The following is a 15,287-nucleotide window of genomic DNA, read 5'->3' as shown; positions in this document are numbered from 1 at the left end:
CCGTTCAGCACCGATGGTGGGCGCTTGTACCGTTCCGGCGACCTGGCCCGATATGACGCCGACGGCGTGGTGGAGTACGCCGGGCGTATCGACCATCAGGTGAAGATCCGCGGTTTCCGTATCGAAATGGGTGAAATCGAAGCGCGGTTGTTGGAACAGGCGCAGGTGCGCGAAGCGGTGGTCCTGGCCCAGGAGGCGGCTGGTGGGCCACAGCTGGTGGCTTACCTGGTGGCGGCCGCCGGCGTGGCAACGGATAGCCAGGAAGACCAGGCGCAGTTGCGCGAGCAACTGAGAGCGGCGCTCAAAGAGGTGCTGCCGGACTACATGTTGCCGGCCCACTTGCTGTTCCTCGAGGCCTTGCCGTTGAGCCCCAACGGCAAGCTGGACCGCAAGGCCCTGCCGCAGGCCGATGTCAGCTTGTGGCAGCAGGCCTACATAGCCCCAGAGAGCGAGCTGGAACAGCAAGTCGCGGCGATCTGGGCCCAAGTGCTCGAGGTCGAGCAAGTGGGTATGAACGATAACTTCTTTGAACTAGGTGGACATTCCTTGTTGGTAACTTCGATGGTCTCTCGAGTCCAGCTCAAGCTTGGACGTCAGGTCAGTGTGCAGATGGCGTTTGAATTTCCAACCCTGGGGTTGTTTGTCAGCCAGTTGCAACAAGGTTCGGGTCAGGTGCAAAGCACCGACCTGAGTGCGCTGGAACTATTGCTTGACGAAATGGAGGCTGTGTAATGGACAACACCACCGCGTTGAAAATCGTCAAGGGTTTCATCCTGCTGCCCCTGGAGAAGCGCCAGGTCTACCTGCAGAAAATGCTCGAACAGGGTATCTCTCCGGCCAACCTGCCGATTCCCGAGGTACGTCTGAGTCAGGAGCGCATACCGCTGTCCTATGCCCAGCAACGCCAGTGGTTCCTCTGGCAACTGGCGCCGCAGAGCACTGCCTATCACATTCCCAAGGCTCTGCGACTGCGTGGAAAATTGAATGTCGAGGCCTTGCAGCGCAGCTTCGACAGCCTGATCGCTCGGCATGAAAGCCTGCGTACGCATTTTGTCGAGGATGAAGATGCGGCAGTACAGGTGGTCGCTCCCGAGGCGCCCCTGGAGTTGGTGCGCCAATCGCTGCCGGCACAGTCGAGTGAGCTGCAGATCAACACGGCCGTGCAAGACTTCGTCCAGGCCCAGACCCGGCAGTTGTTCGACCTGCTGGCGGGGCCGCTGCTCAGGGTCGGCCTGTTGCAAGTGGCCGAGGATGACCATGTGCTGGTCATGACCCAACACCATATCGTTTCCGATGGTTGGTCGATGCAGGTCATGGTGGATGAGCTGATCGCGCTCTATGTCGGTTACTGCCAAGGGCAGCCGGCGCCGTTGCCGGCGCTGCCGATCCAGTATGCCGACTACGCCATTTGGCAGCGCCACTGGATGGAGGCCGGTGAAAAGGAACGACAACTGGCCTACTGGACTGCGCAACTGGGTGGTGAGCAACCCTTGCTCGAGCTGCCTCTGGATCGCCCGCGTCCCCCGGTGCAAAGCCATCGGGGTGGACGCCTGGAACTGGCCCTGGAGCAACCGTTGAGTGAGGCCTTGGGGAGCCTGGCCCAGCGTGAAGGGGTGACTTTGTTCATGCTGTTGCTGGCTTCCTTCCAGGCTTTGCTGCATCGCTACAGCGGCCAGGCCGATATTCGCGTCGGTGTACCCATTGCCAACCGCAATCGGGTCGAGACCGAGCGCCTGATCGGCTTCTTCGTCAATACCCAGGTGCTCAAGGCTGAGATCGACGGCCAGATGTCCTTCAGCGAGTTGTTGCAGCAGGCCCGGCAGACCGCCCTGGCGGCGCAGGCGCATCAGGACCTGCCTTTCGAACAGTTGGTGGAGGCCTTGCAGCCGGAGCGCAGCCTGAGCCACAACCCGCTGTTCCAGGTGATGTTCAACCACCAGGTCGAAACCGTAGGTGTGGCCAAGTCCCTAGACCTTCAGGGCCTGAGTATCGAAGCGCTGGACTCGCAGGGACAGTCGGCTCAGTTCGACCTGACTCTGGACACCGTGGAAACCCAGGGCCGGATCTCTGCATCCCTGGTCTATGCGACCGATGTGTTCGACGCCGCTACCATCGAACGCCTGGCCGCTCATTGGCGGCAGTTGCTGCGAGGTGTGGTTGGCCAGCCTCAACAGCGCATCGGCTTGCTGCCATTGCTCGAGGCCGATGAGCAGGCGCAGATCCTCACTCAGTGGAACCCGCAGCAACAGGAATTCCCCTCCGGGGCCTGTATCCATCAGCTGATCGAAGCCCAGGCAGCCAGGACGCCCCAGGCCATGGCTCTGACCTTCGCCGGGCAGAGCCTGGACTACCAGCAGCTCAACGAACGGGCCAACCGTTTGGCGCACAAACTCATCGAACAAGGTGTGGGCCCCAATGTACTGGTGGGGCTGGCGGTGGAGCGGAGCCTGGAAATGGTCATCGGCTTGCTGGCGATTCTCAAGGCTGGCGGCGCCTATGTGCCGCTGGACCCGGCCTATCCCCAGGATCGCCTGCAGCACATGATGCATGACAGCGCCATTGCGCTGCTGCTCACCCAGGAGCACCTGCAGCAGAGCTTGCCGGCGTTTGCCGGTCGCACCTGGTTGCTGGAGCAGCCACTGGACGGCTATCGGACCGACAACCCCGAAGTTGGGGTAACACCCGAGGACCTGGCGTATGTGATCTATACCTCCGGCTCCACCGGCAAGCCCAAGGGCACCTTGCAACCGCACCACAACGTCCTGCGCCTGTTCGCGGCTACCCAGGCGTGGTTCCAGTTCGGCTCCGATGATGTCTGGAGCCTGTTTCACTCCTATGCGTTCGATTTCTCGGTGTGGGAGATCTTCGGTGCCTTGATGTACGGCGGGCGGTTGCTGATCGTGCCTCAAGAGGTGGCGCGTTCGGCCCAGGACTTCTACCCGTTGCTTTGCGCCGAGGGCGTGACCGTACTCAACCAGACGCCGTCGGCATTCCGTCAATTGATGCATGTGGCCTGCAGCGCCGAGCCGGAGCATCGGTTGCGCCACATCGTGTTCGGTGGCGAGGCCCTGGAGGTCAATACACTGCACCCCTGGTTCCAGCGTTTCGGCGATCAGTGCCCGCAGCTGGTGAACATGTACGGCATCACCGAAACCACGGTGCATGTGACCTACCGGCCATTGTCCAAGGCGGACCTGAGCCTGGCGGGAGCCAGCCCAATCGGCGAGCTGATTCCCGACATGTCCTGGTACTTGCTGGACGGCAATTTGCAACCGGTGCCCAAGGGTTGCATCGGTGAATTGTATGTCGGGCGTGCGGGGCTGGCCTGGGGTTACTTGAATCGTGGCGACCTGAGCGCGGCGCGGTTTGTCCCGGATCCGTTTGGCGAGGTTGGTGGACGTCTCTACCGTACTGGCGATCTGGCGCGCTACCAGGCCGACGGTTCGATCGGCTACATCGGTCGCATCGACCATCAAGTGAAAATCCGCGGTTTCCGCATCGAGTTGGGGGAGATCGAAGCGCGGCTGCTGGAATTGCCTAGGGTGCGCGAGGCGGTGGTACTGGCGCCGGAAGGTCCGGACGGCCCGCAACTGGTGGCTTATGTGGTGCCTGCTGGCTTGGATTGGAACAGCCAGGATCTGGTCTCGGAGCAACTGCTGCTGCGGGACGACATCAAGGCCGGGCTGCGTGAGCATCTACCGGGTTACATGGTTCCGGCTCATGTGCTGTTCCTCCAGGCGTTGCCTCTGACCGCCAACGGCAAGCTCAATCGCAATGCCTTGCCGGCCATCGACGGCAGCCTGTTGCAGCGAACCCATGTGGCCCCCCGCAGCGAGCTTGAACAGCAAGTAGCCGGAATCTGGGCCCAAGTGCTGAAACTGGAACAGGTCGGCTTGACCGATAACTTCTTCGAGCTTGGCGGCCATTCGCTCTTGGCCACCCAGGTGATGTCGCGTGTCCGTCAGGAACTGGGCATCGAGGCTCCCCTGAAACTGCTGTTCGAAGGCGAGTCGCTGGAAGAGTTCGTCCGCCTGCTAGGGCCGGAAACCACCCAGGAACGTCAGCCGATTCCCCTGGTGGACCGGCAGCATCCCCTGGCGGTGTCGTACGCTCAGGAGCGCCAGTGGTTCCTCTGGCAATTGGACGCTGACAGCAGCGCCTACCACATTCCCATGGCCTTGCGCTTGCGTGGCACGCTGGATTGCCAGGCCCTGCAAAGCAGTTTCGATGCTCTGGTCGCCCGCCATGAAAGCTTGCGTACGAGCTTTGTCGAGGACTCCCAGGGCCTGACCCAGGTGATTGCGGCCCCAGCCTGCTTACCGATTGGCCAGCAGGACTTGTCCCTGTTGGTGGACGCCGGTAATACCGATGACCTGATCAAGCAGGTCATAGAGACCCAGGTGCGCCAGGTGTTCGACCTGCGCGAGGGGCCTTTGCTACGGGCCACTTTGGTACGCCTGGCGGCGGATGACCATGTGCTGGTGCTGGTCCAACATCACATCGTTTCCGATGGCTGGTCGATGCAGTTGATGGTGGAGGAACTGATCCTGTTGTATGGCGCCCATAGTCAGGGCCGGCAGGCTGAGTTGCCGACATTGGCGGTACAGTATGCCGACTACGCGGCTTGGCAGCGTCAATGGATGGATGCCGGTGAGCGCGAGCGGCAATTGGGTTACTGGTTGCAGCAGCTGGAAGGCGGTGCCCAGGTTCTGGACCTGCCCCTGGACCATCCGCGGCCATTGCAGCAGAGCCACAAGGGCGCGCGCCACGGCATCAGCCTGGGTGGCGTCTTGCCGGAGGCCCTGAAGCAGCTGGCCCAGCGTGAGGGGGTCACGCTGTTCATGTTATTGCTGGCCTCGTTCCAGGTGCTATTGCACCGCTACAGCGGCCAGGCGGACATTCGTGTCGGCGTGCCGACCGCCAACCGCAATCGAGTGGAAACCGAGCGGTTGATCGGCTTCTTCGTCAATACCCAGGTGCTCAAGGCCGAAGTCGACGGACAACAGACCTTCAGTGACTTCCTGCGTCAGGTCAAGGGTTGTGCCCTGGATGCCCAGGAGCACCAGGACCTGCCTTTCGAACAGTTGGTGGAGGCCCTCAAGCCGGAGCGCAGCCTGAGTTACAGCCCATTGTTCCAGGTGATGTTCAACCATCAGGCCGCTGTCCGTCAGGATGACCAGGGCTTGGTGATTCCCGGCTTGCAAGTGCAGATGCTCAGTGGCGAGGAGAGCAGTACCCAGTTCGACCTGACCCTGGATACCTTCGAGTCCGACGATGGCCTCTGGGCTTCCATGACTTATGCCACCGACCTGTTCGAGGTATCCACCATCGAGCGTCTGGCCCAGTCCTGGCTGCAGTTGCTGCAAGGCATTGTCCGGCAGCCACACCTGCGCCTGGGAGACTTGCCGCTGTTGGAGGCCGCCGAGCAGAACAGACTGCTGCATGAATGGGCGCCGGCGTCCGTCGTCTCCCCGAGCGAGCATTGTGTGCATCAGTTGGTGGAGGCCCAGGCACTGAAAACCCCAGAAGCCGAAGCTCTGCTATTCGCCGGGCATAGCCTGGATTATCAGACAATCAATTCCCGGGCCAACCGCCTGGCGCACAAGTTGATCGAACTCGGTGTCGGCCCTGAAGTGCGTGTTGGCGTGGCCTTGCAGCGCACCCCTGAAATGGTCGTGGCGCTGCTGGCGGTGCTCAAGGCCAGCGGTGCCTATGTGCCCCTGGACCCTGATTACCCGCAGGATCGCCTGGCCCATATGCTGCGTGACAGCCAGGCGCAGATTCTGTTGACCGAAAGTGCACTGCTGTCGCTGCTGCCCGCGGTGGAGTCCTTGCAGACGCTGCAACTGGATGCCCAGCCGGGCTGGTTGGACGGGTACTCGACAGACAATCCGCCGACCCGCGCAACGCCGGACAACCTGGCCTACGTGATCTACACCTCCGGTTCCACCGGGTTGCCTAAAGGTGTGGCGATTGCCCATCGCAACGTGCTGGCGCTGATCGACTGGTCGCAACGTGTGTACAGCAGCGAAGACCTGCAAGGGGTGCTGGCCTCGACGTCGATCTGTTTCGATCTGTCGGTGTGGGAGCTGTTCGTGACCTTGTCCAGCGGCGGCTCCATCGTCCTGGCGCGTAATGCCCTGGAGCTGCCGGAACTGGTGGATCGCGATCGGGTGCGCTTGATCAACACCGTGCCGTCGGCGATTGCCGCGCTACAGCGCAGCGGGCAGATCCCGACGAACGTGCGGATCATCAACTTCGGGGGTGAGCAACTGAAACAGGCCCTGGTGGATAGTCTCTATCAACAGCAACCCGGGCTGGAGCATGTCTACGACCTGTATGGACCTACGGAAGATACTGTCTACTCGGCCTGCAGTCGTCGTGAGGCCGGTGGCCAGGCCAATATCGGCCGACCCATCAACAATACCCAGAGCTACATTCTCAGCCCGGACCTGCAAGCGGCTCCCGTGGGTAGTGCCGGCGAATTGCATCTGGCAGGTGCCGGAGTCGCCCGTGGCTACCTGGCACGTCCAGGGCTGACCGCCGAGAAGTTCGTGCCCAATCCGTTCTCCAGCGATGGTGGTCGGATGTATCGCACCGGTGACCTGACCCGTTATCGCAACGATGGCGTGATCGAATACATCGGTCGCATCGACCATCAGGTGAAGATCCGCGGTTTCCGTATCGAGTTGGGGGAAATCGAAGCGCGGCTGGTGCAGCAGAAGGTGGTGCACGAAGCCTTCGTGCTGGCCCATGACGGTGAGCATGGCCCGCAACTGGTGGCCTATATCGTGCCGAGCGATACAGCGCTGGCCGTGGCCGGGGAGGCGCAGACGGCCTTGCGCGAGAGTATCAAGACGGCTCTGAAGGAACATCTGCCGGACTACATGGTGCCAGCCTACCTGCTGTTCCTGGAGGCGTTGCCGCTGACGCCGAACGGCAAGCTGGATCGCAAGGCCTTGCCCAAGGTCGATGCCCAGCAGATGCAACAGGTCTATGCGGCACCGCAGAGCGAACTGGAGCAGCAGGTCGCGGCGATCTGGGCCGATGTATTGAAGCTGGATCGGGTGGGCCTGAACGACAACTTCTTCGAGTTGGGTGGCCACTCCCTGCTGGTGGCTCAGGTCGTGACCCGGGTCAAGCAGCAGCTTGGCGTGGATATTCCCATCAAGTCGCTGTTCGGCGCGGAGAGCCTGGCGGCCTTTGTCGAGAAGGTTCAGGCCCTGCGGCAGACAACTTCTTCGTTGCAGGATGAATTGGCTAAATCTTTGGAGGCTCTCAAACGTTTATCTCCCGATGATCTTGAAAAAATAATTTCTTAGGAGAGGTAGTACATGCAAGCTTTAATCGACTCGGTAGGCACGCTTTCTTCCAAGGAAAGAAAGGCCCTGGCGATTTTGCTTAAAGAAAAGGGCATCAACCTCTTTGGTATCGCTCCTATCTGCAGCCGTGGCGCCGACGAGGCGCCGGTTCTCTCCTATACCCAGGAAAGCCAATGGTTTCTCTGGCAACTGGAGCCTGAAAGCACCGCCTACCACATCACCTCGGCGCTGCGTTTGGACGGAGAACTGGATCTCGACGCGTTGCGCCATGCATTCGATACCCTGATTGCCCGGCATGAAACTTTGCGCACTACCTTTTCCGAAGAAGATGGCATTGCGGTGCAGGTGGTTCATCCGCCTGTGCCGCTGGCTATCGAGGTCATCGAATTGCACGCCGGCGGCCTTTCCTACGAGGCCCAGGTCCATGCCCTGACCGACAGCAAGAGCCAGCCGCCCTTCGATCTGCGTAATGGCCCGCTGTTGCGGGCCAGGTTGTTGCGGGTAGCGGCAGACGAACATGTGCTGGTCTTGACCCAGCACCACATCGTTTCCGATGGTTGGTCGATGGGGGTGATGGTTGACGAACTGATCCAGCTCTATGCCGGTTACCGCCAAGGGCGTACGGTCAGCCTGCCGGACCTGCCGATTCAATACGCCGACTATGCCAACTGGCAGCGCCAGTGGATGGATGCCGGCGAGCGTGAGCGGCAGCTGGGTTACTGGCTGGAGCAACTGGCCGGAGAGCAGCCGCTGCTGATGCTGCCGCTGGATCATCCTCGTCCGGCGATCCAGAGCTATCGGGGGGCGTTGCTGGATATCCCGTTACCCGAGGAGCTGCGCCTGGGCCTCAAGCAATTGGCCCAACGTGAAGGGGCGACCTTGTTCATGTTGTTGCTGGCCTCGTTTCAGGTGCTATTGCACCGCTATAGCGGCCAGACGGACATTCGTGTCGGCGTGCCGATCGCCAACCGCAACCGGGTGGAAACCGAGCGGCTGATCGGCTTCTTCGTCAATACCCAGGTATTCAAGGCCGAGATCGACGGACAACTGGGCTTCAATGATTTTCTGCAGCAGGTCAAGCAGACTGCGTTAATGGCCCAGTCCCACCAGGACTTGCCTTTCGAGCAGTTGGTGGAAGCCCTGCGTCCCGAGCGCAGCCTGAGCCACAGTCCGCTGTTCCAGGCGATGTTCAACCACCAGACCGCGGTCAAGAGGGGTGGCCAAAGCCAGCGCCTGGACGACCTGAGTATCGAGACCCTGAGTTGGCAGGGGCGCGCTGCGCAGTTCGACCTGACCCTGGATACCTTCGAAGCCGAGGACGGCCTGTGGGCCTCGCTGACCTACGCCACCGACCTGTTCGAGGCATCTACCATCGAGCGTCTGGCCCAGTCCTGGCTGCAGTTGCTGCAAGGCATTGTCCGGCAGCCGCACCAGCGCCTGGGAGACTTGCCGCTGTTGGAGGCCGCCGAACAGAACAGACTGCTGCATGAGTGGAGCCCGGTCACCGGTGGGTTCTCCTGCGATGGCTGTGTACAGCAACTGGTCGAGACCCGGGTGCATGAAGCTCCGCAGGCTGAAGCCCTGTGGTTCGCTGGCCAGTGCCTGAGTTATCGAGAGCTCAATAACCAGGCCAACCGCCTGGCGCACAAGTTGATCGAACTCGGTGTCGGCCCTGAAGTGCGTGTTGGCGTGGCCTTGCAGCGCACCCCTGAAATGGTCGTGGCGCTGCTGGCGGTGCTCAAGGCCGGCGGTGCCTATGTGCCCCTGGACCCTGATTACCCGCAGGATCGCCTGGCCCATATGCTGCGTGACAGCCAGGCGCAGATCCTGTTGACCGAAAGTGCACTGCTGTCGCTGCTGCCCGCGGTGGAGTCCTTGCAGACGCTGCAACTGGATGCCCAGCCGGGCTGGTTGGACGGGTACTCGACAGACAATCCGCCGACCCGCGCAACGCCGGACAACCTGGCCTACGTGATCTACACCTCCGGTTCCACCGGGTTGCCTAAAGGTGTGGCGATTGCCCATCGCAACGTGCTGGCGCTGATCGACTGGTCGCAACGTGTGTACAGCAGCGAAGACCTGCAAGGGGTGCTGGCCTCGACGTCGATCTGTTTCGACCTGTCGGTGTGGGAGCTGTTCGTGACCTTGTCCAGCGGCGGCTCCATCGTCCTGGCGCGTAATGCCCTGGAGCTGCCGGAGCTGGTGGATCGCGATCGGGTGCGCTTGATCAACACCGTGCCGTCGGCGATTGCCGCGCTACAGCGCAGCGGGCAGATCCCGCCCAGCGTACGGATCATCAACCTGGCGGGTGAGCCGCTGAAACAGGCCCTGGTGGACAGCCTCTACCAACAGCCGGGGCTGGTGCATGTCTACGATCTGTACGGTCCTTCGGAAGACACCACCTACTCGACCTACACCCGTCGCGAGGCCGGTGGCCAGGCCAATATCGGCCGGGCCATCAGCAATACCCAGAGCTATATCCTCAGTCCGGACCTGCAACCGGTACCGGTGGGCAGTGCTGGCGAGCTGTACCTGGCTGGTGCTGGGGTGACTCGCGGTTACCTGGCACGCCCTGGACTGACTGCCGAGAAGTTCGTGCCCAATCCGTTCTCCAGTGACGGTGGACGGGTGTATCGCACCGGTGACCTGACTCGCTATCGTGCCGATGGGGTGATTGAGTACGTCGGACGTATCGACCATCAGGTGAAGATCCGCGGCTTTCGTATCGAGTTGGGGGAGATCGAAGCACGGCTGGTGCAGCAGGCAGTAGTGCGCGAGGCCTTCGTGCTGGCCCATGACGGTGAGCATGGCCAGCAACTGGTGGCCTATATCGTGCCGAGCGATGCGGCGCTGGCCGTGGCCGGTGAGGCACAGACGGCCTTGCGCGAAAACATCAAGAGCGCTCTGAAAGAGCATGTGCCGGACTACATGGTGCCAGCCTACCTGCTGTTCCTGGAGGCGCTGCCGCTGACACCGAACGGCAAGCTGGATCGCAAGGCCTTGCCCAAGGTCGATGCCCAGCAGATGCAACAGGTCTATGTGGCCCCGCAGAGCGAACTGGAACAGCAGATCGCGGCGATCTGGGCCGACGTGCTGAAGTTGGATCAGGTCGGGGCGACCGACAACTTTTTCGAATTGGGTGGCGACTCGATCATCTCGATTCAGGTGGTAAGTCGTGCGCGACAGGCCGGTATCCGCTTCACTCCCCGAGATCTGTTCCAGTACCAGACGGTGCAGGGGCTGGCGACGGTAGCCGAGCAAGGCGAGGGTGGCCTGCAGATCGACCAGGGCCCCGCACGTGGTGCAGCCGCATTGCTGCCGGTGCAGCAGTGGTTCTTCGAGTCGCCAATGAGCGAGCGCCATCACTGGAACCAGTCGGTGTTGCTCAAGCCCGCCCAAACGTTGTGCGCCGAGGTGGTCGAGAGCGCCTTGCAGGCGCTTCTGGTGCAGCATGATGCCTTGCGTTTGCAGTTCAGCCAGGAGGCCGATGGCTGGTCGGCGCGCTTTGTCGATGCCGGCCAGCGACCGAACCTGCTCTGGCAGGTTGCGGTAGATAGTGTCCAGGATATGGAACCATCGGCAATCGATGCCCAGCGCAGCCTGAACCTCCAGGACGGACCGCTGCTGCGGGCCGTATTGTTCAACCTGGCAGACGGTAGCCAGCGTCTGTTGCTGGTGATCCATCACCTGGTGGTGGATGGCGTGTCCTGGCGGATCCTGCTGGAGGATCTGCAATTGGCCCATGGGCAACTGAGCGCCGGCCAGCCCGTGGCATTGCCAGCCAAGACCAGCTCCACTCAGGCATGGGCCGAGCAAATGCAGGCCTACGCCCATAGCTCGGCGTTGCAAGAGGAGCTGCGGTATTGGCAGGCTCAGTTGCAAGGCGTCGAACCGGATCTGCCGATCGATCATCCGGTGAGCTCGTTGCACAACCAGCATGCCAGTAGCCTGAGTTCACGCTTGGATAAGGTTCATACCCAGCGCCTGCTACAGGATGCCCCGGTGGCCTATCGCACCCAGATCAACGACCTGTTGCTGGCAGCCCTGGCCCGGGTCATCACCCGCTGGACCGGCCAGGACAGCGCCCTGGTGCAGTTGGAAGGCCACGGTCGCGAAGATATGTTCGATAGCATCGACCTGACCCGCACCGTGGGCTGGTTCACCAGCATGTTCCCGGTGAAGCTGACACCGCAGCCGGCCCTGGCCGACTCGATCAAGTTCATCAAGGAGCAACTGCGCGCGGTACCGAACAAGGGCCTGGGTTTTGGTGCCCTGCGTTACCTGGGGGATGAGACCGCACAACAGACCCTGGCCGCGCTGGCTGTGCCGCGTATCACCTTCAACTACCTGGGCCAGTTCGACGGCAGTTTCGACGAGCAGGACTCACTGTTCAAGCCGACTGGTGAAGCCAAGGGCGAAGACCAGAGCCCTCTGGCGCCGTTGAGCAATTGGCTGAGCCTGGATGGCCAGGTCTATGGCGGCGAGTTGAGCTTGAGCTGGACCTTCAGTACGCAGATGTTCGAGGCTGCGACCATCCAGCGTCTGGCAGATGAATACACCGAGGAGCTCAAGGCGCTGATCGAGCACTGCAGCCAGCCCGAACATCGCGGTGCCACCCCTTCGGACTTCCCATTGGCAGGCTTGAGTCAAGAACAGCTGGATCGCCTACCGTTGTCGATGGCACAGGTCGAAGACCTCTATCCGCTGTCGCCGATGCAACAGGGCATGTTGTTCCATACCTTGTATGAGCAGGAGGGAAGCGATTACATCAACCAACTGCGGGTGGATGTGGATGGGCTCGATCCCGAGCGCTTTCAGCAGGCCTGGCAGGCGGCTATCGACAGCCACGATATTCTGCGCACTGGTTTCCTCTGGCAGGGAGAGTTGTCGAACCCGATCCAGGTCGTGCATAAACGCATTACCCTGGACCTGATCGAACATGACTGGCGTGCATCCGCCGCCGACTCTCAGGCCCTGGACACCTTGGCCGAGCAAGAGCGCCAGCGTGGTTTCGAGCTGGGTGCTGCGCCATTGTTGCGTCTGGTACTGGTGCGTACCCAAGAGCAGCGCTATCACTTGATCTATACCAACCACCACATCTTGCTGGATGGCTGGAGCAACTCGCAGTTGCTGGGTGAAGTGCTGCAACGTTATGCAGGACAGCTGTCGGGGCAGGGGCCGGGGCGTTATCGGGATTACATCGGCTGGTTGCAGCGCCAGGATACCCAGGTCTGCGAGCGTTTCTGGAAAGACCAGCTGTTGGCTCTGGACGAGCCGACCCGACTGGCCCAGGCCATCAGCCGTGGCGCACAGAACCCGCCGGGCAGAGGCCACGGTGTCCATGAGCAGCAGCTTGATATCCAGCAGACGCAGCGCCTGAGCGAGTTTGCCCGGCAGCAGAAAGTCACGGTCAATACCCTGGTGCAAGCGGCCTGGTTGCTGCTGTTGCAGCGCTATACCGGACAGGACACGGTGGTGTTCGGTGCCACGGTCTCGGGACGTCCATCCGAGCTTCGAGGAGTGGAGCAGCAGATCGGCCTGTTCATCAACACCCTGCCGGTAGTGGCCTCGCCCCGTGCCGAAATGGCGGTGAGTGACTGGCTGCAGGTGGTGCAGGCACGCAACCTGGCTTTGCGCGATTTCGAGCATACACCGTTGTACGAAGTGCAGCGCTGGGCCGGCCTGGGAGGCGAGGCCCTGTTCGACAACATCCTGGTGTTCGAGAACTACCCGGTATCCGAGGCGCTGGAGAAAGGTGCCCCGGCGCAATTGCGTTTCGGAGCGGTGGGCAATCACGAACAGACCAACTACCCGCTGACCTTGTCGGTCTATCTGGGGCAAGCTCTGGCCTTCGAATTCAGTTATGCCCGGGAGCACTTTGCCCAGGCGAATATCCAGCAATTGGCGGCTTATCTGCAGCAGTTGCTGATGGTCATGGTGGACCAGCCGCAATGCAGCATTGGCGAACTGTCTTTGATCGGCGCCACCGAACGTGGCTTGATCGAGCAGCAGCGTAGTCGTACCCCGGCGCGGAATGTGGTGCAGGACTGTGTCCATCAGTTGATCGAGGTCCAGGCCCAGCGGACCCCTGATGCGCTGGCGCTGTTGTGCGCCGACCAGCAACTGAGCTACGGCCAGTTCAACCAGCGGGCCAATCAGTTGGCCCATAAGCTGATCGAGCTGGGGGTGGGCCCGGATGTACGGGTGGGGATTGCCGTGGAGCGTGGGCTGGACATGATCGTCGGCCTGCTGGCGGTGCTCAAGGCGGGCGGCGCCTATGTACCCCTGGACCCTGAATATCCCCAGGATCGCCTGCACTACATGATGCAGGACAGCGGGATCCAGCTACTGCTGACCCAGGCTCCTTTGCTTGAGCGTCTGCGCGCTGGCATGGATGTGCAATACCTGTGTCTGGATTCTCATGGGCAGAGTTTGCACGACTACTCCCTGGATAATCCGTCGCCACGGGCGCAAGCCGACAATCTGGCCTATGTGATGTACACCTCGGGCTCCACTGGCCGGCCCAAGGGTGTGGGTATCAGTCATAACGCCTTGAGCCAGCATGCCCAGGTTTCTCGTGATTACTTCAACATGAGTGCAGCAGATCGTGGCCTGCAGTTCTCGACCTTCAACTTCGACGCCTTTGTCGAACAGCTGTATCCGGCGCTGATCTGCGGCGCCTCGGTGGTGATTCGTGGCAAGGAGCTGTGGGACAGCGAAACCTTCTACCGCGAGTTGATCGAGCAGGGCATCAGCATCGTCGACTTGAGCACCGCCTACTGGTTCATGCTGGGCAAGGATTTTGCTGCTGGTGAACCCCGCGACTTCGGGCGCCTGCGCCAGCTCAACCTGGGTGGCGAAGCGATGGCGGCCGAAGGTGTGGCGGCCTGGAAGAAGGCCGGCTTGAAGGATGCCTGCCTGCTCAACACCTATGGGCCTACCGAGGCCACGGTGAGTGTTACCGCCCATGACTGCAGTCGCTACCTGCAGGACGGTGAAACCCTGCCAAGCCAGATCCCTCTGGGCAAGGGCTTGCCGGGTCGCTCCATCTACCTGCTGGACAACAGTGGCAACCTGACCCTCAGCGGTGCCACCGGCGAGCTGATGATTGGTGGCGAGCTGCTGGCTCGTGGTTACCACGATCGTCCGGGGTTGACGGCGGAGCGCTTCATTCCCGACCCGTTCAGCACCGATGGTGGGCGCTTGTACCGTTCCGGCGACCTGGCCCGATATGACGCCGACGGCGTGGTGGAGTACGCCGGGCGTATCGACCATCAGGTGAAGATCCGCGGTTTCCGTATCGAGATGGGCGAGATCGAAGCGCGTCTGTTGGAGCAGGAGCAGGTGCGTGAAGCGGTGGTGCTGGCGCAGCCGGGGCCGAGCGGCCAGCAGTTGGTGGCCTACATCGTTGCAGCCCAGGGCGTGGCAGCGGATAGCCAGGAAGACCAGGCACAGTTGCGCGAGCAACTGAGAGCGGCGCTCAAAGAGGTGCTGCCGGACTACATGTTGCCTGCGCACTTGTTGTTCCTTGAACACCTGCCGCTGAGCCCCAACGGCAAGCTGGACCGCAAGGCCTTGCCACAGGCCGATGCCAGCTTGCTGCAACAGGTTTATATCGCCCCGCAAAACGAGCTGGAGCAACAGATCGCCGCGATCTGGGCTGATGTACTGAAGCTTGAGCGGGTGGGCGTCACCGACAACTTCTTTGAACTGGGCGGCGACTCGATCATCTCGATCCAGGTGGTCAGCCGCGCCCGCCAGGCGGGTATTCGCTTCACGCCGAAGGAGCTGTTCCAGCACCAGACGGTGCAGGGGCTGGCCACGGTGGCGGAGCAGGGCGAGGGTGGCTTGCAGATCGACCAGGGCCCGGTACGCGGCACGACCGCGCTGCTGCCGATCCAGCAATGGTTCTTCGAGACTCCGGTACCGGAGCGGCATCACTGGAACCAGTCGGTGCTGCTCAAG

3 protein-coding genes are annotated in these 15,287 nt (G+C 61.7%); all 3 read left to right on the top strand.

Annotated elements, in window-relative coordinates; all coding sequences use genetic code 11:
• Positions 1 to 732: phosphopantetheine-binding protein (locus GDH07_RS32100; RefSeq protein WP_152899888.1), on the top strand; the 732-nt coding region annotated here is incomplete at its 5' end.
• Entirely contained in the window at positions 732 to 7,322 is a 6,591-nt protein-coding gene (locus GDH07_RS32095) for a non-ribosomal peptide synthetase (RefSeq protein WP_152899887.1), read from the top strand. The genes GDH07_RS32100 and GDH07_RS32095, both read left to right, overlap by 1 nt.
• Before the next feature lie 12 nt (positions 7,323 to 7,334).
• Positions 7,335 to 15,287 (top strand): non-ribosomal peptide synthetase (locus tag GDH07_RS32090; RefSeq protein ID WP_152899886.1); only part of this gene is annotated, 7,953 nt, incomplete at its 3' end.

The organism is Pseudomonas piscis, assembly GCF_009380155.1.
Classification (GTDB): domain Bacteria; phylum Pseudomonadota; class Gammaproteobacteria; order Pseudomonadales; family Pseudomonadaceae; genus Aquipseudomonas; species Aquipseudomonas piscis.
This window is presented reverse-complemented; position numbering and strand designations above follow the sequence as displayed.